The 20,909-nt window shown below is 52.9% G+C and carries 23 protein-coding genes; 13 read left to right on the plus strand and 10 right to left on the minus strand.

The genetic code is table 11. From position 1 onward, the window contains the following. Positions 1–7: 7 nt before the first annotated feature. On the minus strand, positions 8–1,864 hold the full coding sequence (locus NQH49_RS21465; protein WP_256698761.1) for a putative phage tail protein: 1,857 nt from the start codon (positions 1,862–1,864) through the stop codon (positions 8–10). Between the two features lie 319 nt (positions 1,865–2,183). Further along, entirely contained in the window at positions 2,184–4,163 is a 1,980-nt protein-coding gene (locus NQH49_RS21470; protein ID WP_256699143.1) for an autotransporter outer membrane beta-barrel domain-containing protein, read from the minus strand. A gap of 450 nt (positions 4,164–4,613) precedes the next feature. On the opposite strand from NQH49_RS21470, the gene NQH49_RS21475 reads away from it, so the two are divergent. Further along, a complete protein-coding gene (locus NQH49_RS21475; RefSeq protein ID WP_256698762.1) occupies positions 4,614–5,900 on the plus strand; it encodes a methyl-accepting chemotaxis protein in 1,287 nt (428 codons plus the stop codon). Between the two features lie 94 nt (positions 5,901–5,994). Here NQH49_RS21475 and NQH49_RS21480 read toward each other — a convergent pair whose 3' ends face one another. From NQH49_RS21480 to NQH49_RS21490, 3 genes are all read right to left on the minus strand, one after another. Then, on the minus strand, positions 5,995–7,323 hold the full coding sequence (locus tag NQH49_RS21480; RefSeq protein WP_256698763.1) for an NAD(P)/FAD-dependent oxidoreductase: 1,329 nt from the start codon (positions 7,321–7,323) through the stop codon (positions 5,995–5,997). Between the two features lie 35 nt (positions 7,324–7,358). Beyond that, on the minus strand, positions 7,359–7,964 hold the full coding sequence (locus NQH49_RS21485; protein ID WP_256698764.1) for a cupin domain-containing protein: 606 nt from the start codon (positions 7,962–7,964) through the stop codon (positions 7,359–7,361). Between the two features lie 128 nt (positions 7,965–8,092). Further along, the gene (locus NQH49_RS21490; RefSeq protein WP_256698765.1) at positions 8,093–8,842 is read right to left on the minus strand and encodes an ABC transporter substrate-binding protein; all 750 of its coding nucleotides are present in this window, start codon (positions 8,840–8,842) and stop codon (positions 8,093–8,095) included. Between the two features lie 264 nt (positions 8,843–9,106). Here NQH49_RS21490 and NQH49_RS21495 point away from each other — a divergent pair, with 264 nt between their 5' ends. From NQH49_RS21495 to NQH49_RS21530, 8 genes are all read left to right on the plus strand, one after another. Next, positions 9,107–9,757 (plus strand): amino acid ABC transporter permease, encoded by a 651-nt coding sequence (locus tag NQH49_RS21495; RefSeq protein ID WP_008108724.1) that lies wholly within the window; start codon positions 9,107–9,109, stop codon positions 9,755–9,757. A 1-nt stretch (position 9,758) separates the two neighbouring features. Further along, positions 9,759–10,562 (plus strand): amino acid ABC transporter ATP-binding protein, encoded by an 804-nt coding sequence (locus NQH49_RS21500; RefSeq protein WP_256698766.1) that lies wholly within the window; start codon positions 9,759–9,761, stop codon positions 10,560–10,562. Positions 10,563–10,576: 14 nt separating this feature from the next. Then, the gene (locus NQH49_RS21505) at positions 10,577–10,933 is read left to right on the plus strand and encodes a cupin domain-containing protein (protein WP_176972152.1); all 357 of its coding nucleotides are present in this window, start codon (positions 10,577–10,579) and stop codon (positions 10,931–10,933) included. A gap of 176 nt (positions 10,934–11,109) precedes the next feature. Next, the gene (locus NQH49_RS21510) at positions 11,110–12,012 is read left to right on the plus strand and encodes a metal ABC transporter substrate-binding protein (RefSeq protein ID WP_256698767.1); all 903 of its coding nucleotides are present in this window, start codon (positions 11,110–11,112) and stop codon (positions 12,010–12,012) included. Beyond that, a complete protein-coding gene (locus NQH49_RS21515; RefSeq protein WP_179452669.1) occupies positions 12,009–12,815 on the plus strand; it encodes a manganese/iron ABC transporter ATP-binding protein in 807 nt (268 codons plus the stop codon). The genes NQH49_RS21510 and NQH49_RS21515 overlap by 4 nt, the downstream gene beginning before the upstream one ends. Then, entirely contained in the window at positions 12,799–13,662 is an 864-nt protein-coding gene (gene sitC, locus NQH49_RS21520; RefSeq protein ID WP_256698768.1) for an iron/manganese ABC transporter permease subunit SitC, read from the plus strand. The genes NQH49_RS21515 and sitC overlap by 17 nt, the downstream gene beginning before the upstream one ends. After that, a complete protein-coding gene (locus NQH49_RS21525) occupies positions 13,655–14,491 on the plus strand; it encodes a metal ABC transporter permease (protein WP_256698769.1) in 837 nt (278 codons plus the stop codon). Before sitC ends, NQH49_RS21525 begins: the two co-directional genes overlap by 8 nt. 73 nt (positions 14,492–14,564) lie before the next feature. Further along, positions 14,565–14,711 (plus strand): hypothetical protein, encoded by a 147-nt coding sequence (locus tag NQH49_RS21530; protein WP_256698770.1) that lies wholly within the window; start codon positions 14,565–14,567, stop codon positions 14,709–14,711. A gap of 46 nt (positions 14,712–14,757) precedes the next feature. Here the strand turns inward: NQH49_RS21530 and NQH49_RS21535 are convergent, their stop codons facing one another. The 3 genes from NQH49_RS21535 to NQH49_RS21545 form a co-directional block, all read right to left on the minus strand. After that, positions 14,758–15,864 (minus strand): acyltransferase family protein, encoded by a 1,107-nt coding sequence (locus NQH49_RS21535; RefSeq protein ID WP_256698771.1) that lies wholly within the window; start codon positions 15,862–15,864, stop codon positions 14,758–14,760. A gap of 234 nt (positions 15,865–16,098) precedes the next feature. Then, entirely contained in the window at positions 16,099–16,233 is a 135-nt protein-coding gene (locus NQH49_RS21540; protein WP_256698772.1) for a hypothetical protein, read from the minus strand. Between the two features lie 56 nt (positions 16,234–16,289). Next, positions 16,290–16,892, minus strand: a complete 603-nt coding sequence (locus tag NQH49_RS21545) for a helix-turn-helix domain-containing protein (protein WP_256698773.1) — start codon at positions 16,890–16,892, stop codon at positions 16,290–16,292. A gap of 43 nt (positions 16,893–16,935) precedes the next feature. Here NQH49_RS21545 and NQH49_RS21550 point away from each other — a divergent pair, with 43 nt between their 5' ends. Genes NQH49_RS21550 through NQH49_RS21560 form a run of 3 tightly spaced genes read left to right on the plus strand, consistent with a single transcriptional unit; the run spans position 16,936 to position 18,520 of the window. Further along, entirely contained in the window at positions 16,936–17,631 is a 696-nt protein-coding gene (locus NQH49_RS21550) for a B3/B4 domain-containing protein (protein WP_256698774.1), read from the plus strand. A 42-nt stretch (positions 17,632–17,673) separates the two neighbouring features. Beyond that, positions 17,674–18,138: a GNAT family N-acetyltransferase gene (locus tag NQH49_RS21555; protein ID WP_256698775.1), complete on the plus strand. Its 465-nt coding sequence runs from the start codon at positions 17,674–17,676 to the stop codon at positions 18,136–18,138. 10 nt (positions 18,139–18,148) lie between these two features. Then, the gene (locus NQH49_RS21560) at positions 18,149–18,520 is read left to right on the plus strand and encodes a RidA family protein (RefSeq protein ID WP_101761424.1); all 372 of its coding nucleotides are present in this window, start codon (positions 18,149–18,151) and stop codon (positions 18,518–18,520) included. On the opposite strand, the gene NQH49_RS21565 is transcribed toward NQH49_RS21560, so the two are convergent. Together NQH49_RS21565 and NQH49_RS21570 are read right to left on the minus strand one after the other, a co-directional pair. Then, positions 18,507–18,929, minus strand: coding sequence for a nucleotide triphosphate diphosphatase NUDT15 (locus NQH49_RS21565; RefSeq protein ID WP_256698776.1), 423 nt, complete (start codon positions 18,927–18,929; stop codon positions 18,507–18,509). The genes NQH49_RS21560 and NQH49_RS21565 overlap by 14 nt on opposite strands. Before the next feature lie 69 nt (positions 18,930–18,998). Next, positions 18,999–20,150 carry an MFS transporter gene (locus NQH49_RS21570; RefSeq protein ID WP_256698777.1) on the minus strand — a complete coding sequence of 384 codons (1,152 nt, stop codon included), beginning with the start codon at positions 20,148–20,150 and terminating at the stop codon, positions 18,999–19,001. 219 nt (positions 20,151–20,369) lie between these two features. Between NQH49_RS21570 and NQH49_RS21575 the strand changes: the two genes are divergently transcribed. Next, positions 20,370–20,864: a MarR family winged helix-turn-helix transcriptional regulator gene (locus NQH49_RS21575; protein ID WP_256698778.1), complete on the plus strand. Its 495-nt coding sequence runs from the start codon at positions 20,370–20,372 to the stop codon at positions 20,862–20,864. The last annotated feature ends 45 nt before the right edge of the window (positions 20,865–20,909 follow it).

A 20,909-nucleotide genomic window follows, 5' to 3' on the forward strand; every position in this document is an offset into this window, starting at 1 on the left:
GATAAAATTAATAGGGATCGGTAGCACTATGCAATTCAATACTGCGCTCCGTTCCATTGACTCGAACTTTTAAGAAACGACGCGTTCTCCATGATCCATCGGGATTTTGCACGCTCTTTTCGAACACCGGACCATGCAATAACAACTCTTTATTGTCGTTGTACCCAAAGCCAACTTGTTTATTACCAATCCAGTGCTGTTCAAAGGCAACAACTTTCTCCGCATTCAGTCTGGTGCTCTCTTCGGCGCTACAGGCCGTGAAGCTTTTACGGAAAATAAAGCAATTTCCAGCCTGGTATCGGTCTTTGCCATTGGTATCGACTAGCGCAATGGAATAGGCGGTAAAGCCCGCAATTTTCACATAGAGTTTGGTTCGGGCACCATTACCCGAAATATGCACTTTGGTCACCGGACTGGAACCTTCACCATACCAACTGCCAATAGATTCAGCGCCATTTCTTGCCTGCAGATAGATATTTGCCACGCCTTCCGGCGTACGGCTACTAAAGTCAGTTTGGGTTTCACTTTGTGAGAGGAATTGTGCGGTGCCAATAATGCGCACATGTATTTGCGAGTTGGCATTAGAGAAAGCGAATTCCCCGACATAAAACCACTGTTCAGCCTCTTTCCCCTGATTATCCATGTGATACTGCGAGGAGATATAGTCATAGCTCAATGAACCTTGCGCAACGATTCCCCAATCCGACATCTCCAGTACCCCACGATCGCCTTCACCGATTAGCGTCCACGGCTCAATACCTTCGGTACTGTAATCGAATCCAGCACTTTGATTATGGATACTTTTTTGAATAATAGTGGCGCGGCAATAACCCAATTTTAATGGGTTATCGGTGGATTCAATCGCTAATCCCTCAATCACCCACTGGCCATTGGAAAGATCACCGGCAAATTCGGAGTGTTCAATCCAGCCGTTGCGAATAAAGGATTGCGTACAGCGCGGTAAATCCAGCACCGGCTTTTTAGTGCCGCCCTGCAAATTAAAATTGGAGAGTTCAATTGCCGTAGAGTGATCCCACGCGCCTTGTTGGCGATCGGACCAACGAGCATAAACAATGCTGTCCTGACAACCACGGGAATAGAACTGGTCGATTTTACAATCCAGCGTATCGATAAGATCAAGCGCACGTCCGCCCAAATAGCGGAATTCCATACTGCTGACGCGCAAGAACTGGCCGCCGATAATGGTATTAGCGTAAAAACCGACATTATTGAACGCCGTGCCGCCATCACCACCGCTGTCCGAACTCTTGCCTTTCACAACCAGCCCAGAAATTTCGGCATAGCGTGCCTGCACTTTAAAGAAATGTTGACCACGAGGTTTGGTATCCCAGTCGAAAAACAACGTCGTTGTTGGAAAATAACCGAAATTGACCGCCGCACCGGTAACCTTAAAACGGTTAATTTCTTTATCTGAGATATCAAACGTCGACATACTAAATTCGCCCGCTGTAAAACGTATCCCTGCTGATGGCAGCACGCGCTGCGACCAGTTAAACATGCGTTTCACCGCCTCGATGCAGTCGGTTTTCCCGTCAGGCACCGCGCCAAAATCCAGCACGGTGACCGAGTTATAATCCAGTATCACCCTTTTCCAGCGTTTCTTTCCCGCTGTCACAATCACCAACCCACCATCGTCTGGCGATGTGGTATCTGTTGCGTCATAAACAAATACGCCGCCGCCAGCTTTTGTTCCGCGCTTATACTCCAGCACCGTAGCGAGTTCACCGCCGGTGGTAGGTTCGGTGGCTTTGAGCTGTTCGATATCTATGATCTGAATAACCGGTGCCGCCGCCGTGACACTATTTTGTGGTGTGGTATTCGTATTGCTGGACGCATTCGCCATGGTGTACCCCTTAACTATTAAGAGAAAGTAACTGCACCATCGAGTATAAGTAACTGAAAATTAATGTGTTGATGCGTACCACTCTAACTGGGGCATTTGACTTATGTGATTTTTGCATGGCCAGACAACAATATGATTAATGGAAAAAAGCGTAGCGGCAGCGAGGCGATTTACAGATTAATCGCAGACAACTTCTTTATTTACATGGCACGAAACAGGAGTGGTAACGCGGAATTACAAGGTTGATGCTAAGCAGAGAAAGCATTTGTGATCGTTATAAATTAACAGGCCAGCAACTAACAGTTACTGGCCTGCATGCTTAGAACGTGGCGTTCACACCGACATTCCAGGTCACCTGATGGTAATCGCTATTCCCACCGACGGTTGAAACCCCGGCAAACGCATTCACCGTTTCGCCGAGCGGCACGTTGGCACCTAGCGACAGATCCAGCCAGTTTTTATCGCGCGCCTCAACGCTGCGTTCAAACGAAGTACGCGTCGATTTCAATCCGGCACGCACCGTGGAATCGGTATCGCCAAACTGATGGTTGTAGCTCACCTGTGCCCAGGGATTAACCACCCACTGTTTGCTGTCGATGCGCCAACCCACTGAGCCAATCTGTGAATGGGTGGTTTGATCGGAGTAGCGCATCGCGGTGCTGCTATCACTGTTCTCGCTGTAGCCGCCGACGCGACCGTAATCCAGCGCGTAACTGGCAACCGGCCCGGTGCTGAGATTTTCAGTAATTGGCAGCGTCCAGCCAGTCTGCACGCGCATGCCGAGCAATTTACCGCTGGTGCTACCCTGCTCGGTACGTTTGGCCGGGCCGATGTGGATATCACGCTCGATGCTGTCGAAATCGAGATCGGCATAATGCAGATCGGCGTTAATCCAGCCCTGATCGAACACCGTCAGCTGGCTATAAAGCGCCACCAGATTGCCGCGCAGTTTATAGTCGTAGTTCGACGAAGGTTCCTGGCGCTGATTGGTGTTGGAGAACAGCACACCCGTTTGCCAGTTGTCGGTGATCTGATAGCCGATACCCAGCGTTAAGTTGGTGGTGTTGGCATTTCCGTCGCTCCAGCTGTCGCCCTGATAATCGACATGTTGCCCGGCATAGCCGCCAAATACCGTGAACTTTCCGGCGCTGGCAGGCTGCTGACGCTGTTGCTGCAAATGCCCATCCAACGTGTTTTGCGTATCGCGCGCCATCATCAGTGGCGATTGTGACAGCGCCGCCACTTGCGCTGGCGCATCCAGAATCGACTGAATGTAATCGGCGATCATCGCGTGCACCGCTGGACTTGGATGCAGGCGATCGGCAAACAGATAATCCTGCGCGCTGGAAAAACCCGGCGTGCTGGATTGACACTCATCCGCTGACGTCCCAATCGGACACGCGATGCCGATAGTGTTGGTGAGGCCATATTGCGTGGGATTAGCGATCACTTCATCAAACAGCCCGGCTATATCAACACGCACGATGTTGCCATTCAGAGTCGCCAGTCCCGCTTCTTCCTGCTGGTTATAGCCGTCGGAGAGCGCAGTAACCTGCTCGCTGAGTTCTTGCCATGCGCTGTAAAGCTGCTGCGCCAGCGCGTCGCGCACCGCCGGAACAGAAGAGACTTCGCCCGCGGCTTGCGTAAACGCATCCTGCACCGCCTGTTGCCGCGCGGCTTTATCTGGCGTGGTGACGCTATCCAGCGACTGAAACGCCGCCACCATCGCTGGCGTGGCTGCGGTGCCTAACACGCGCAGCACCGTTTGGATCATATAAGGCGTTGAACCGAGTTGCGGTACGGTTGGCACAATTACCGCTCCCGCGCCAGCATCCAGCAACGTTTTGATCTGTGCAACCGATTGATTGGCGCTGTTGCTGATGGTTTCACTGGCGGTTAACGGATTGGTGACGGCAGCGGCGATGTCGTTGGCACCGACCCAATGGATGTACAAACCGTTGTTGTCAGCGCGGCCGCCGGTTGAGGCGAGGTATCCCGCCAGTTGATCCTGAGTATTTAATTCCGGATCGAGCTTCGGCACCGACACCGCGCCGCCCTGCGCATAATTGCTGCCGCCCAGTGTAGATCGCTGCAAGTCCTCGCCCAAATGCGCGGCAAGAATCTCGTCATATAAAGGATGTTGTGCACCGTCGAAGGTAAAGCGGCCCACGTTGCCGCTATCACTCAGGCTATCGCCAAACACGGTCAGGCTATCCCATGCCAGCGCCGGAGCTGGCGTCAGCAACGCGCTGAAGGTAGCGATGGCGACAGCAGAAAGCGCAGATTTGTGGTTGTTCATCATCAACTCCGTGATGGGCCAGCGTTACGTCGTCTGACCGGCAAAAGGTTAGGTCCGCGCATCAAGCGAACCCGCAACATCGCATCAGGAATGCGTAAGGGAAATATCAAGGACGTTTAACTGTTTAGTCAGGAAGGTGGCGTTATGCCAGTTTGCAGCAGCAAATTAACCGAAGTTTATGAACAACTCTTTTACATGCATTTAAATTAAACCTTTAAAAAAGGCCGCCGATAACTAACGATGCAGAGTTCGACTACGCTCTGATCGGTACCTTTGAAAACATCAGGTCGGTTAATTAAATACCCCCATGCGGCGCTGCGGCGCGCAGAGACACGTTCAAGTGTACGGCGAAGGGGATCTGCGGGCAGCCTAAGCGACACGTCCTGAACGTGAGCAGATTGGTGCTGCACGCCTTACGTTCAACAGCACAATAATCGCCTGAGGCTTCCCATGTTTGGTGTGAAAAAGTCGAGTCTTACCTTGCCGTTTTATAAAAGTGGCGATGTGGTTAAAGATATCAATGCGATCAAACAGCATGTGGCATGGATCGAATTTACGCCCAACGGCGAGATTCTTACTGCCAATCATCTCTTCCTTGCCACCACCGGCTACCAGCTGAATGAGATTCAGGGGAAACATCACCGCATCTTCTGCAGCCGGCAACACAGCCAATCCTCACGCTACCTCGCTTTCTGGCAAACGCTGGCGTCGGGCGAATCGGTGACCGGCATCTTTGAACGCTTCAATAAGCTAGGCCAGCGCTTCTATCTCAGCGCCACCTATTTTCCGGTGAGCGATGACAAAGGCCATGTTTACAAAGTGATCAAGGTGGCGTCAGATATTACAGAACGGCACCAGGAGCTGGAGCATAAAGAAGCGGTGATCACCGCGTTGGATCTTTCCATGGCGGTCATTGAATTTACGCCAGATGGACAAATCCTCACGGCGAATAGCAACTTTCTAAAGCATATGGGATATGAGCTGGCTGCCGTTATTGGTCAACATCATCGTATTTTCTGCTTCGATAACTTCTACCGCGAAAATCCGGACTTCTGGCGCAAGATGGCCAAAGGTGAACACTTTGTTGGCCGCTTCGAACGCAAAACCGCCAGCGGTGAACGCATCTGGCTTGAAGCCAGCTACAACCCGGTTTATGACGCGGATGGCAAGGTCTACAAGGTGATCAAAATCGCCTCGGATATCACCGCGCGCGTGGAAGCTGCCAAGCGTGTGGCCGACATCGCGCTGACCACGTCTGAAGAGACCTCACAAATCACCGACAACGCCAATGAAGTGCTGGATGAAACCATCCGCAATTCCGGTCTGGTGGCGGTGCAGGTGAATGCGGCGACGGCAATTGGTGCCGAGCTCAATGCCTCGGCGAAGAGCATTAGCGAGGTAGTCGAGACCATCAACCTGATTGCTTCACAAACCAATATTCTGGCGCTAAATGCGGCGATTGAGTCGGCGCGCGCGGGTGAAGCGGGCCGTGGATTCAGCGTGGTGGCGGGCGAAGTGCGGCGTTTGGCGGCATCCACCTCCAGCGCCACCAAGCAGATTACGCAGGTGGTGGAACACAACGCCAGTTTGATTGCGCAGATGGAGCAACAGCTTAATGAGGTGAAGCAGTTTGTGGTGACCGAGCAGGATAAAATCAGCGTGCTGTCACGCAGCCTGCGGGAAATTAACAGCGGCGTACATGAGTTTGTGAACGTGATTCATCGGTTAGATGTGTAATTTGTAGGGTCGCCATTTATGGCGACCTGGAAAGTATCGTGCGGTCAGCGGCAAGGTCGTCATGAATGACGACCCTACGGTGTCGGGGTTGTGATTACATCATCTGCGGTTCACGGATCGCCTGACCTTTGGCGAAACGCGCCAGACTGTACGGCTTCATATCGGTGAACAGCGGTTTGTTATTCACCATCTGCGCGCACAGCAAGCCTGCGCCCGGCCCAATACCAAAACCGTGGCCGCTAAAGCCGGAGGCGATAAACAAGCCCGGCATGCTGGTCATCTCATCAATCACCGGCACCAGATCCGGCGTGGTATCAATCCAGCCGCCCCACGCGTGATCCACTTTAATGCCGTTCAACTCCGGATAAAGCTGCACCAGCGCCTGCATTGCTTCCTGCACAATGCCGTTATCCGGTGCCGGATCGAGAGTACGAATCTTCTCAAACGGCGACACACCTTGGTTAGACCATGAACCGGCGGCTTCCGGGCCGTTGAAGAACGAGCCATTGATGCGCATCTTCAGCTTCTTAGCGATCTTGCTGCGAAACATCGGATAAAACTTGGTGGCGTAACGGATGTTTTGCGGTGCGAGGTCAATCTGCCCGCGCCCGGAGAGCGCCACGGTGTAGCTGCCATCCTGACGACGGCGGATGCACAACCCGCCGGTGCTGAGACAGCCTTTGATCACTTCAGGTGCCGCCGTGGTTTTGAACGCGGTACCCAGAATGTTGGCGCTCGGCAGTTCGATGCCGTATTGCTTGCAGAAGCGTGAGCTCCACGCGCCGCCGCAGCAGATCACGCGATTGGCTTTCACCAGGCCGCGCTCGGTCCAGACGCCGGTCACGCGTCCGCCGGAAACATCGAGGCCGCGCACCGCGCAGTTTTGCTGGATTGATGCGCCAAGGTTTTTCGCGCCAGTCGCAATTGCCGGTGCCGCCAGTGACGGCTCCGCGCGTCCATCGCTGGGCGACCACACGCCGCCAATCCACGGAGAATTGTTGCCGATGCGTTCGCGCGTCTCTTGCGCAGTCATCAGATGGCTAACGAAACCAATTTGCTTCGCCTGTTTGCCCCACGCTTCCCAGCGCGCCAGGTCGCTTTCGCTCTGCGTGCCGTAAGTAATGCCCTGACGCGAGAAGCCGAGATCGAGGCCGATTTCGCTGCTCAACTCGTCCCAGCGCTGCAAACTGCGCATCGCCATCGGCAGCTCATACAGGTCGCGGTTTTGCTGGCGCACCCAGCCCCAGTTACGACCGGATTGCTCGCCGCCGATCACGCCCTTTTCAAACAGCGCCACGGAAACGCCCTGTTTTGCCAGTTCGTAACTCACCGACGTGCCAATAATGCCGCCGCCAATGACTATCACATCAACGGATTCGGGAAAGCGTTCACTGTCTGCTACTGCATTGATTTTTATACGCATCGTCTCAAGTCCTGCACGCCACGTCGGTGACGAAATCACAAATGATGTTCAGAGGGAATGTGCATGATCCACAATACTCTGGCTTCACTCGCGCTATGGTTAAAAATGTTGTGCGGTAAATGGCTCTGGAACTGGAAGCTGTCGCCCGCAGTTAAGATGGCGCTGTCGCCATCAATCTCCAGCGTTAGCTCACCTTCCATCACCAAACCGGCCTTCTCGCCCTTGCCCATTAACATCTCATCGGAACGCACGCCCGGCGGCACATTGATGAACATAAACTGCAAATCGTGATCGCCTGACGGCGACAACATCTCCTTGGAGATCCCGCGCTTGCCGACATTGAAATGCGGCCGCTCAACGGCGCGACGCACATAATGTTCCGCGCCGCGCAGGTTGGTTTGATTCTCTTCAAGAAAGGCTGAAAGTGGCACTTTCAACACTAATCTCAGCTGCTCTAACACGCGCACGGTGGGATTGGTCAGGTTGCGCTCGATCTGGCTGATAGCGCCAGCAGACACATTCGCCAGCTGCGCCAAATCAGTGATGGTCATATTGCGCGCCTTACGAATCCGTTTCAGGCGCGATCCAATATCCGCGTCCTGCGCATCCGTTGCTTCGTCACTGATATTCACTTTCTTCATCGGTTTTTACCCTTCCAGCGGATAACTTTATCCAATTTCGCACAGCGCAGTCGCCGCGTTTATTTCCCTGATACTGTGTTTATCGCTGAAATTACCGGTGCGAGACAGCAAAATATGCCGCAGCGACGTTATGGCATGCCCCATTTGGTTTTAATGGTTTGCAAAGTGCCGTCTTCTTTCATCGCAGTCAGCGCGCTATTAATCTGCGCCATTAATGGGTCGTTGCCCTTTTTCACGCCAAACGCCATCGGCGAAACATGTTCGGGTTTATAACCGTCAATAACGTGCATCCCTTTCAGGCCGCCGGCTTTTTCCTGCGCTTTCAGGATCGGATAATCATTCATGCCTGCCGCAATACGTCCGAGCGATAAATCGCGCGTCATATCCGCCGGACTGTCATACACCTTCACCTCTTTGGCGATGCCGCTCGCCATCAGGCTTTGGGTGTAATCGGTGCCCGCCATGGTGCCGACGATGTCACCTTTCACATCCTGCCACGAGTTATAGGTCTTTTTGTTGTCGTCACGCACCACCAAACCCGCGCCAAACGCGGTCACCGGCTGCGAAAACGTAATGCGTTTTGCACGTTCTTCGGTGGGCGTCATACCGGCCACAATCATGTCGATTTTGCCGGCAATCACCGATTGAATCAGCGTAGAGAATGGGATGGCGGTGTAATTAATATCGAGGTGCTGGCGTTTCGCCACTTCGGCTGCCACATCCGGCATGAAGCCTTCGATTTTGCCGCTTTGGGTATCGAGAAAAGTGGTTGGCGCACTGGAAGGCGGTGAACCGGCGGTCAGCGCCGCCGCTTGAGCATTGAGGCTAAATGCAGCCGCCATACACGTGAATAATAACCGGGAACGATTAGCAGACATAACTCACTCCTGAATCAAATGAAAAGGGCGAACGTCATTTTCACTATAATGAAATTAGTCAGGTGTCTGTCAATGTTTTATTTAATCACACTGCGTGAATTCACAATTCCGGATTAACCCTTTTGATAACAAGCATTATTTAACCTATAGCCTATTCGTATGACGACAATAAGTAAAAACTATCTCTGTTCGGCGGGTAAAGATTGACAGTGATTCGCCATCGGGGATATTCATTAAAATGAAATTTTTCTGCAGGGGATCATCATGGATTGGAGTAGTATTCACGTTTATCTGCCCTTCCTGTTAAAAGGGGCCGAAATGACGATTTACATCACCATTTTGTCCCTGATAATCAGCACACCATTGGGACTGATTTTTGCGGCGGCGAAGATGTGTCCGTGGAAAATAATTTCCTGGCCGATTGCGACCGTCATTAATATTACGCGCGGCCTGCCGATGATTGTGGTGCTGTTTTATATCTATTTTGTCTTCCCCGATATTGGCATCACGCTGTCGTCATTTCAGGCCAGCGTGATCGGTATCGCCTTCTGCTTTTCAACCTATATCGCTGAGATTTTCCGCGCCGGCATTGAATCGGTGGATCGCGGCCAGCTCGAAGCCGCGCGCTCAATGGGCATGAGTTTCCCGAAAGCGATGCGCCGCGTGGTGCTGCCGCAGGCGTTTCATGTCGCCCTGCCGCCTTACAGCAACACGCTGGTGATGATGTTGAAAGATTCCGCGCTGGCTTCCACCATCGCCGTCACCGAGATGACGCGCCAGGGCCAGCTGATTGCCGCGTCCACCTTTGATAACACCACGGTGTATACGCTGGTGGCGCTGCTCTATCTGGTGCTGTGCCTGCCGTTGCTGGCGCTGACCAAGCAGCTGGAAAAACGCCAGATTAAAGGAGCCTGAGATGATTGAAATTCGTGATGTGCACAAAAAATTCGGCCATGTCGAAGTGCTGAAAGGCGTGAGTTTCAACGTCAGCGAAGGCGAAGTGGTGTGTTTGATCGGCCCGTCGGGTTCCGGGAAATCAACCATTTTGCGCTGCATCAATGGCCTGGAAACTTACGAAGGCGGCGACATCAACGTGCTGGGCCAGCGCGTCAATAACAAACATAAAAGCATCAACGATCTGCGCCGTAAGATCGGCATGGTGTTCCAGCGCTTCAACCTCTTTCCGCATCGAAGCGTGTTAGAGAACGTGATGGAAGGCCCGATTCACGTTAATGGCGAACCGCGTCATGTGGCGGAAAAGCGCGCCAAAGAATTGCTGGCTATGGTTGGGCTGGCGGAGAAGATCAACGCATGGCCAACGCAGCTTTCCGGCGGTCAACAGCAGCGCGTGGCGATTGCCCGCACGCTGGCGCTGCAACCAAAAGCGATATTGTTTGATGAACCAACCTCAGCGCTCGATCCAGAACTGGTGGGCGAAGTGCTGCAGGTGATGCGCAATCTGGCGCGTGAAGGCATGACGATGATTGTTGTGACGCATGAAATGCAGTTTGCGCGCGAAGTCGCTGACCGCGTCTGTTTCCTGCACAGCGGCCAAATTGTCGAACAAGGTCCCGCCGATCAAATCCTGCTAAAACCGCAGGAGCCCCGCACCCAGGATTTTCTGCGCCGCGTGCTGGGCAACGTGGTCTCCACCACCTGCGACTGTTGCCGCAGTGTCGCCATTCATGGCGACCTGGAATCTCAACCGTATAACACTTAATTCAGAGGAAAATAATGAAAGTCCAAAAAATCACCCAACCCGCCGCCATCGCAGTCATGGAAGATTGGGGCAGCGTGGAAGGTTTGCCTGGCACCGGCAGCATCGCGTTATCCGGCATTCAGAAAGTGATTCCCGGTAAAGAAGATATCGATACGGGAATATTCGAATGCGGTGTCGGCTCCTATCGCCGCTCGGTGAAACAGGCCGAAATCATGCACTTCCTCAACGGAAACGGCTCTTTCACGCCGGATGGCGAAGAGACGCTGCACTTCAAACCCGGCGATTCGTTGTTCTTTGAAGCCAATACTGAAGGCACCTGGGTAATTGAAAACACCATGCGCAAGTTGTATGTGATTTTTGACGCCAGCTGATTAATGCGCTGACTTCCCCGGTGCGCAGAGATGCGCACCCGACAAAATCCCGCCTTTATATACCGTTCCCCTTTCGTAAATTTTCGTCTAGATACTGGCATTGCGAACAAAAATGACTCATATAAATAGCATCAGCTATATATTATAGCATTGGCTATATTTCTCTGGAGATGATCATGTTCACTCAACGCCTCTTGCCTGCGATTGCTGTCCTGCTGTCACTCAGCGCGTTTACCGCGTCCGCGGCTGAAAAACTTAAAGTGGTAACCACTTTTACGGTGATCGCCGATATGGCGAAAAACGTTGCGGGTGATGCGGCGGAGGTGACGTCGATTACCAAAACCGGCGCAGAAATCCACGAATACCAACCCACGCCAGGCGATATTCGTCGCGCGCAAGGTGCCAATCTAATCCTGGTAAACGGCTTTAATCTGGAATTGTGGTTCAGCCGTTTTTACCAGCGCCTCAAGGATGTGCCGCAGGTTACCGTGACGCAAGGCATTGAGCCAATGGGCATCACCGAAGGCCCGTACAACGGCAAACCCAATCCGCATGCGTGGATGTCGCCGGATAACGCGCTGATCTACGTCGATAACATCCGTAATGCGCTGCAAAAATACGATCCCGCCAATGCCGCGATTTATCAGGCCAACGCCGAGCGTTACAAAGCGCAGATTCAGCAGACCATCGCGCCGATGCGTGCCGCTATCGACAAACTGCCCACCGATAAACGGTGGTTGGTGACCAGTGAAGGTGCGTTCTCTTACCTGGCGCGCGATTTCGGTTTGAAAGAACTCTATTTATGGCCGATTAACGCCGATCAGCAAGGCACGCCGCAGCAGGTGCGTAAAGTGATCGATGCGGTGCGCGATCATCAAATTCCAGCCATCTTTAGTGAAAGCACCATCTCGGCCAAACCTGCTCAACAAGTGGCGCGTGAAGCCGGTATTCATTACGGCGGCGTGTTGTACGTCGATTCGCTGAGCAACAGCGATGGCCCGGTGCCGACCTATCTGGATCTCTTGCGCGTCACCACTGAAACCGTGGTGAAAGGCATCACAGAAGGAAGTCAGAAATGAACCCAGCCGCAGGTTTACTCGTCGAGAATGTCGGCGTTACCTACCGCAACGGCCACACGGCGCTGCGTAAAGCCTCTTTTAGCGTGCCCGCAGGCAGCATTACCGCGCTGATTGGTGTTAACGGCTCTGGCAAATCCACGCTGTTTAAAGCGATCATGGGATTTGTGCCGCTCTCCTCAGGCGCGGTAACGCTGGCCGGTTTACCGGCCAATAAGGCGCTGAAACACAATATTGTTTCTTATGTTCCGCAAGCGGAGGAAGTCGACTGGAGCTTCCCGGTGCTGGTGGAAGATGTGGTAATGATGGGCCGCTACGGCTACATGGGCATGCTGCGTATTCCGCGTGCCGCCGATAAACTGAGCGTAGATCAGGCGCTGGAACGCGTGGGAATGAGCGCCTATCGTCATCGTCAGATTGGCGAGCTGTCGGGCGGGCAAAAGAAACGCGTGTTTCTGGCGCGCGCGCTGGCGCAAAGTGGCCAGATTATCCTGCTGGACGAGCCGTTTACCGGCGTTGACGTCAAAACCGAAGCCGCGATTATCGCCCTGCTGAAAGAGCTGCGCGACGAAGGCCGCACCATGCTGGTTTCCACCCACGATCTCAACGCCATCCCCGATTTCTGCGATCGCTGCGTACTGGTGAAAAACACCGTGCTGGCGAGCGGCCTGTTGCATGACACTTTCACTGCCGACAATCTGGCGCAGACCTTTGATGGCGCGCTGCATGAGCGTAACGCGGTGTTGATGCAACTGATGAAAGATAAAAATCCGGACCGGGGAGCGAACCATGTCGTGGATTATTGAACCGTTTGGCTATCAATACATGCTGAATGCGATGTGGATCGCGGCGCTGGTCGGCGCGATTTGCGCATTTCTCTCCTGCTTCCTGATGCTGAAAGGCTGGTCACTGATTGGCGATGCGCTGTCGCACTCGATTGTGCCCGGCGTGGCGGGCGCGTATATGCTCGGACTGCCCTTTTCAATCGGCGCGTTTCTCTCCGGCGGGCTGGCGGCTGGCAGCATGCTGTTTCTTAATCAACGCACGCGTTTAAAAGAAGATGCCATCATCGGTCTGATTTTCTCGTCGTTTTTCGGCACCGGCCTGTTTCTGGTGTCGCTTAATCCCACGTCGGTGAACATTCAAACCATCGTTCTGGGCAATATTTTGTCGGTTGCGCCCGCTGATATCTGGCAGCTCGGCGCGATTGGCTTTATCACCCTGACCATTCTGCTGCTGAAGTGGAAAGATCTGATGGTGACCTTCTTTGACGAGAGCCACGCACGTTCACTCGGTTTGAATACGCTGCGGCTGAAGATCCTGTTCTTTACCCTGCTCTCTGCGTCCACCGTCGCCGCGCTGCAAACCGTCGGCGCCTTTATGGTGATTTGTCTGGTGGTGACGCCCGGCGCGACCGCCTATCTGCTGACCGATCGTTTTCCACGTCTGTTGATGATCGCCGTCGCCATTGGCAGCGTCACCAGTTTTCTCGGCGCGTGGAGCAGCTACTTCCTCGACGGCGCGACTGGCGGCGTGATTGTGGTGGCACAAACGCTGGTATTTTTAGTGGCCTTTGTCTTCGCGCCAAAACATGGCGTGCTGGCGGCGCGCCGTCGTGCGCGTCATACCCTGGAGGACGGCGTAAATGGCTGAATTACTGTTGAGTCCTTTCCAGTTCGAATTCATGAACATGGCGCTGATCACCACCTTGGTGCTGTCGCTGCCGTGCGCGATGCTGTCGGCGTTTCTGGTGCTGAAAGGTTGGTCATTGCTCGGTGATGCGATGAGCCACGCGGTATTTCCCGGCGTGGTGATCGCCTGGCTGATTGGCTTGCCGTACGCCATCGGCGCGTTTGTCGCCGGGATGCTGTGCGCCGTCGCAACCGGCTACATCAGCGAAAACAGCCGCATCAAACCCGATACGGTGATGGGCATCGTCTTCTCCGGCATGTTTGGCGCCGGTTTGGTGCTGTACCTGAAACTGCAGCCTGAAGTGCATCTCGACCACATTTTGTTCGGCGATATGCTGGGTATCAGCCTGGCGGATATCATCCAGACCGCGTCCATTGCAGTGATTGTCAGTGTGCTAATTGGCATTAAGTGGCGCGATTTACTGCTGCACGCGTTCGATCCCAATCAGGCGCGCGCCTGCGGTATCAACGGCAAATTAATGCATTACGGTTTGCTGTGTTTGATCTCGCTAACCATCGTCGCTGCGCTGAAATCGGTGGGCGTAATTCTGTCGATTTCCATGCTGATCGCGCCCGGCGCTATCGCCTTGCTGTTGGCGCGCCGTTTTGTGCAGGTGATGTTGCTGGCGATTGGCATTGCGATGGTAACGGGTTTCAGCGGCGTGTACGCCTCGTTCTTCCTCGATAGCGCGCCGGGTCCAACCATTGTGGTGATCTACGCGGCGCTGTTTGTGCTGGCGTTTTTGTATGTCACGGTGAGGGATCGGCGCACGCAGCAGGTGCATGGCTGATGAAGTGATCGCCATGGATGGCGACCCCTACGTCGTGCGTACCTTTGAAAACACTCGAAGTGAAGCCTGAATCATGGATTTTGACGCAAACACCCATCGCTGCACCCTCGTGATTGATCGGCAACTTCCCGCCAGGTTGGCGATGAACGCTTCAAGCGGTATCGGCATTAATTTTGAAAAAATTGTTCCGCTGATTGATAGCCCGCTTGAAGAGTATTAATTTATTGTCCGATAAAGCGCATATCGAACAATTTTCACCCAAGCGGTCATGTAAACTTCTTCATTTTTGGCTTTACCCCAAAAATGAAGGAAGCGTAATGCGATTGTTTTATGAGAAAGTAACACACAACACTTACTGCAATACCAATGACAAAATCTATCAACACATAAATGATTGAGAATTGTGCCGGGAGCCAGGTATCTAACAACCAGGAAAATGCAATAACTACTGGATAATGCAATAAGTAAATCACTAACGCTGAATCGATAATAGTAGTCAGCATGCGGTTTTCTTTAATCTGAATTTTTTCAAACTTAAATACTAACCAATAGGATAACAAAACTGAAAAGACGCTACCTGCAAGCGTAGGCAAGTACTTCATCGCGCCTTCAATATGAAACTCTGCCACCATAAAGAAACCTAACCATATTGCCATAGCCAGAGCAGCAATTAACCCGCCATTCATAACGATACTGTTGCTATAGCATGAAATATTGCCGCGATGGATATACAGAGCATAGCCAGCAGTATAATACACAAGGAAACGTGCAGTGACTGGAATTAAATTAATAAAATCGCCCTGACCTTTTGTCAGAAACTTCAAAACAAAGAATAGATTGCCCAATACTATCAATAATGCAATCAGGAATGGCAGCGGCATTTTGGCGAAATAACGGGCGCACCACTGATAAAATCGATTGGGGATCAGTAATGACATGATGCTTAAGGAAACCAAAAACCATAAATGATGCAGGGTCGCATAACTTTCTAGCACGCCTTTTAAGGTTATCACAGAGGTACTCATTTGCTTTTCAAGGCAGTACATTAATGGAGGAATAATGATATAGGCAGATAGCAGTGGCAGAAGTACGCGTTTACGTCGATTATCATGAAAAAACGCTCGCCCTTTCCTTAGAATAATGAGTGCTGAAAACATACCCGATAAAAAGAAAAAAACTTCCATTCTGAACGTATGTATCAAACTTAATAAGGCTGTAAAGAGTGTTGAAGGGTCGCGCTGAGAGTTATAAATCCAACTGTTTTCTCCGGGTAAACTACGGGAAGCGTGTAATAAAACACCTTCAATAATCAGTCCTGCACGCAGCAGATCCAGGCCAATATTTCGGCTGGATAAAAAAGATTTGGTTTTCATGTCTCACACCTGTGTAAGGGATCGTAAATGCGCAAGAACATTAACCATTAATTATTTAAAAGAACTTAAGCTTTGTCCTTAAATTCTTACAGTGGTTTTCGCGGAATTCATTAAAATTAATAAGACAAACCTTAACAACCAGTAACGATGAGAACTTTTAGCCGATAAGAAAAATTAGCCAAATAGGTCAATACCCCATCAATTGATGCTGAAATAATTTCTGAAGTATTAGATTTAAATTTCCTCTTCTGCGGCGAACCACGCCGGTAGCTGTCTAACGTAACGACTGAATGCCACGCTGTAAGCACTGGCTGAGCGATAGCTGACGCGTTCCGCTACTTCTGCCACCGCTATGCTATCGATTCGCATGCTCCGATGCGCATTCCTGCCGGTAAAGATGCGGTGGCGCTGGCGAACGAAGTGGATTAACTGTGAATTTCGGCAACAGCCATGGTGAAAATCAGCGGCAGTTCGCCGAGGTTCGCATAACTGTGCGGCGCAGCGGTTTTTGCCACCGCTGAACTGCCGCGCGGCACCTGCAACTGCTGTTCATCAACCTTCAGCGTGAGTTCGCCCTGCTCGACATGCAGTAGTTCGTAAGTGCGCTGCGGATGACCCGGCGAGGCAAATTGTTCGCCGGGAAACATCTCCCAACGCCACAGCTCGATCATATCCGGCCCTCGGGTGCCCGCCAGCAAACGCGCCGTGCCGCCCTTTTCGCCTTGCCATAACACCGGTATATCCTCTTCAGCAACCAGATGCGCGAGCGGATCGGCGGTGACATTCACAATATCGGCCACCGATATTCCCAGCGCAGCCGCCACTTTGCACAGAATGGCGATGCTGGGATTTGCGCTGCCTTTCTCAATCTCAACTAACATGCCTTTACTGACGCCCGCGCGGCGTGACAACTCATCCAGCGACAGTTTTTGCTGTTGGCGGAAGCTTTTAACACTGGCTGATACGGCGGCGCTCACGCAGTCGATATCAGAACCTGTTTCGGTCAATTTATTGACTTTCTTCTTCATCGGTCACTATCATGGAATAAATTAGTCATTACAGGATTATGTTATGTTCACCTTTAGCCCGTCAATCGATCCTTCCGTTTCTGCCTTAGCGCCTGACTTTACCGCGCTCAGCATTTTAGTTCAGGCTGCGCCAGTGGAGCGTCCGCACGTTGGTGAAGAAGCCTTAGCGCAAGCGTGTCGCGACATGTTGCAGAATGACTTTCCGTGGGCGGAAGCACATCTGACGCAATGGGCTGAGATGTTCAAACGCTTTGGCGCTAAACCGAAGCGCACGCCCTGTTCAGCAGATGCGTTGCGCAAGCGCGTGCAGCGCGACGGAACTATGGCGGCCATCGATCCGATCGTTGATCTCTACAATGCGGTGAGCATTCGTTTCGCCATTCCGGTCGGCGGTGAGAATGTGGCCGCTTACGTGGGCAACCCGCAACTGACACGCGCCGATGGCAGCGAATCCTTCGATGTCTATAAAGAAGGCGTGTTGAGCCATGAATCTCCAGAACCTGGCGAAGTGGTATGGCGGGATAACGCAGGCGTAACTTGTCGGCGCTGGAACTGGCGACAAGGTGTGCGCACGCGTCTCAGTATTGAGCAAACGCAGATGTGGTTTGTGCTGGAGCGATTACCGGCGATGCCACTCGAAGCATTGCAACATGCGGGCGATATGCTGGAGCACGGTATTCTGCAGATGATGCCTGCCGCGACTGTCGATCGCCGTTTGCTTGGCAATATCAGTAGCTAACCGTTATGTTGTCACTCTCGCCCGCCACCTTTAGGAATCGGAATGCACATCAACCTGCTGGCGCAACAGCCACAGTTATTGGATGCAGTGACGCAAATGCTGCATCGCGAATGGTCGGATTTCCCCAACTGGCGTGATGCGGCGGTGATTCAGCAGCGTTTGCAGGCGCGGAATCAAGCGGAGGCAAAAACGCTGACGCTGGTTGCCACCACATCCGATGGCGAATTGATGGCGACCGCCAGCATTATCCATTACGAACTGCACGATATCGCCGAGCGCGAGTTTTGGCTTGGCGAAGTGATTACGGCTGCCGAACATCGCGGTAAAGGGTTGGCGAGCACTTTGGTGACGCGCTTGATTACTGAAGCGCGTCTGCGTGGGATTAGCGCGTTGTGGCTGTATACGCCGGATCAACAAGCGCTCTATCGCCGCTTCGGCTGGCAGGATGTGGAGCAGCGCGAGATTGCTGATGAAGATGTTACTGTGATGGTTCTAAACATTGTTTAAGGAGTAGCAGATGCTGATGCGTAAAAACTATCCGCAATTGGGTGAAGTCAAAGCGCCTTATGTGCACGCGGTAAAGCACAATGAAACTTTATATGTCTCTGGCTTGACCGCTTTCGGTACGCCAGCGCAGCAGGCCGATATCGCTACACAAGCAGAAACTATATTCCAGCAGTTGCATACCATCGCGGCTGAAGAAAAGAGTTCGCTGGAAAAGCTAATCAAGGTGACGATTTTTATCACCTCATTTGATGAGATCAACGCTTTACGCGGCGTGCTGTTTAAACATTATGGCGAACATCTGCCGGCGAGTTCGCTGGTACAAATTAGTCAACTTTTCTCGCCGGATTTAAAGATTGAGATCGAGGCGATTATCGCCCTGTAGCCAACGCCTGCAGCGCCGCCAATCCGTCGCGTGCCATCCATGTGCGCAGTGGCGCAAACAGCGGTTGCGGCAGATTGTCTGGTGCGAACCATTGCCAGCCGTGGCACTTTTCAGGCTCCATCAGTTGTGGTTCACCGATTGCATCCTGCGCCACCATCAGTAGCGTAATGTAGTGCTTGTTGACCTCGGGAAACACATCGCTAACGAACGCGCCGTTTTGCAGTTCGCCAAGCTGTAGGCCGGTTTCTTCCAGCACTTCTCGACGCGCGCAGGCTTCCGGCGATTCGCCAAACTCCAGATGCCCGCCCGGCGCAGACCAGTCGCCCGCGCCGTGGCTGCCATTGCGTTGTCCCAATAACAGTTTCCCGTCGCGGAAAATTAAAACGCCGATTCCCACTTGTGGCGACATTGTTGCTCCTTGTTTTGCCAGGTCGTCATAAATGACGACCCTACGTTAAAAAATTTCCCCCACGTTTTATCACATTCTCTGTGGTTTAAACCGCAGCGCCATCACCATCAGCAACACAATGCCCACGCTCATGATTATCCACGCACTATCGAGCGAGGCGGCGCGGTCACGCACGATGCCAGCGACCAGCGGCATCAACGCCGCCAGCAAATAACCGCCGCCCTGCACGAAGGATAGCAATGCGCCCGCTTCTTCCGGCGTGTGCGCATGATCAAGCGTGACGATCAGCGAGAGCGGGAACAGCGCGCCAATGCCTAATCCGAGCAGCAATGTAGGCAGCCACGCCTGCGCGCCGCCCAGCGTTAGCAAACTGATCAATCCCAGCAGAATCAGGGTTAACACCACCAGCAACGGGCGGCGGCGATCGCGGAAGCGATGGATCAGCGCCGACAGCACAAAGCCCGCAGCCACTTCCGTCAGCGTCAGCGCGCCCAACACGTAACCGCTCTGATCCGGTCGCCATCCGTGCTGCATATAAAACGGCGGCAGCCACGCCAGCACTAGAGTGTACGCACCGGTGCCAATACCAAAGAAGATCATCAACAGCCAGGCGCGCGTTGAGCGAGCGGCGCGTGGAGGTTGATTGCTGTGTGTCGGCGCGATGCCGCGTGAAATCGTCAGCCACAGCAACAGCGCGATGATTGCGGGCACCACCGGAATCGCCAGCGTTAACGCTAAACCTTGCGCATTGGCCAACGGTGCAGCGCTGGCAGCGGCAATCGCTGCACCCGCCATAATTCCGGTGGTGAACAGCGCCATCAGCGTGCCCGCTTTCGCACCGAAGTGACGTTTGATCTGCGCTGGCATTAAGGCCTGAATCAATCCGATACCGCACCCCGCCACCAGCGCGCTGGTAATCAACGCTGTGGCAGATTGCTCGAATCCACGCGCGATACTCGCCAGCGCCAGCAACAACAATCCAACAGCGATACCGCGCACTTCGCCAAGCCGACGCAACAATAGCGGACCCGCCAGCGCCACTAATCCCATCATGATCACCGGCAACGTGGTGAGTAGGCTAAGCTGCGTGGCACTAAGCTGCGCGTCGCGCTGCAGTAGCGGAAACAGCGGCCCCATCGCCGCCATAATCGGCCGCAAATTCAGTGCGATAACAAAAACCAGTAAGGCAAACATCCCAACCGCAGGTAAAGTACGATTCACTTTGCATCTCCTTGCACATTAAAAGTATCTTAACGTTAAGATACTTTTCGCAGCAGCAATAGCCCATGCGCACAAAGCAACAAATGGTGATGAGATATGGTCGCCATAAATGCCGCGTTTTTCGGTCGCCATAAATGGCAACCCTATAAAGATTGGCGCGTTTTTCGTAGGGTGCGCATTCATGCGCACCTTCTTACATCAAACTCAGGAGTTAGCCGCTTGACCGATCACGTCGATTTTGTAGTTGAACAATGGGCCAGCGCGATGCCGGAGTTGGATGCGTCATCAATGGCGGTTTTTGGCCGTATGCTGCGCATCATGCAACATCTGGCGAAAACCCGCGCTGAAGCGCTGGCACCGTTTGGTTTTCGCGACGGCGAATTTGATGTGCTGGCGACGCTGCGACGCGCAGGCGCCCCCTATCGCTTGTCGCCGACCCAGCTTTATAAATCATTGCTGGTGACATCGGGCGCGATGACCAATCGCCTCAATCGGCTGGAAGAAGTGGGGTCGATTGTGCGCGTTGCCGATCCCGGCGATAAGCGCAGCATGCTGGTGGCGCTGACTGAAGAAGGATTAGCGAAGATCGAGCAAGCCCTGCTGGTACATACGCAAACGCAAAATAGCCTGCTGGAAACGCTGGATGCAGCGCAGCAAGCGCAACTGAAAATCTTGCTGAGTCAGTTATTGGTGGCAACGGAAGCGGAAAATTAAAAACGCTGTTGCTGATGCGTCAAAATATGAATTAATTCAGCGCAT

Origin of the sequence: Pantoea trifolii, from assembly GCF_024506435.1 — a bacterium.
GTDB lineage: Bacteria > Pseudomonadota > Gammaproteobacteria > Enterobacterales > Enterobacteriaceae > Pantoea > Pantoea trifolii.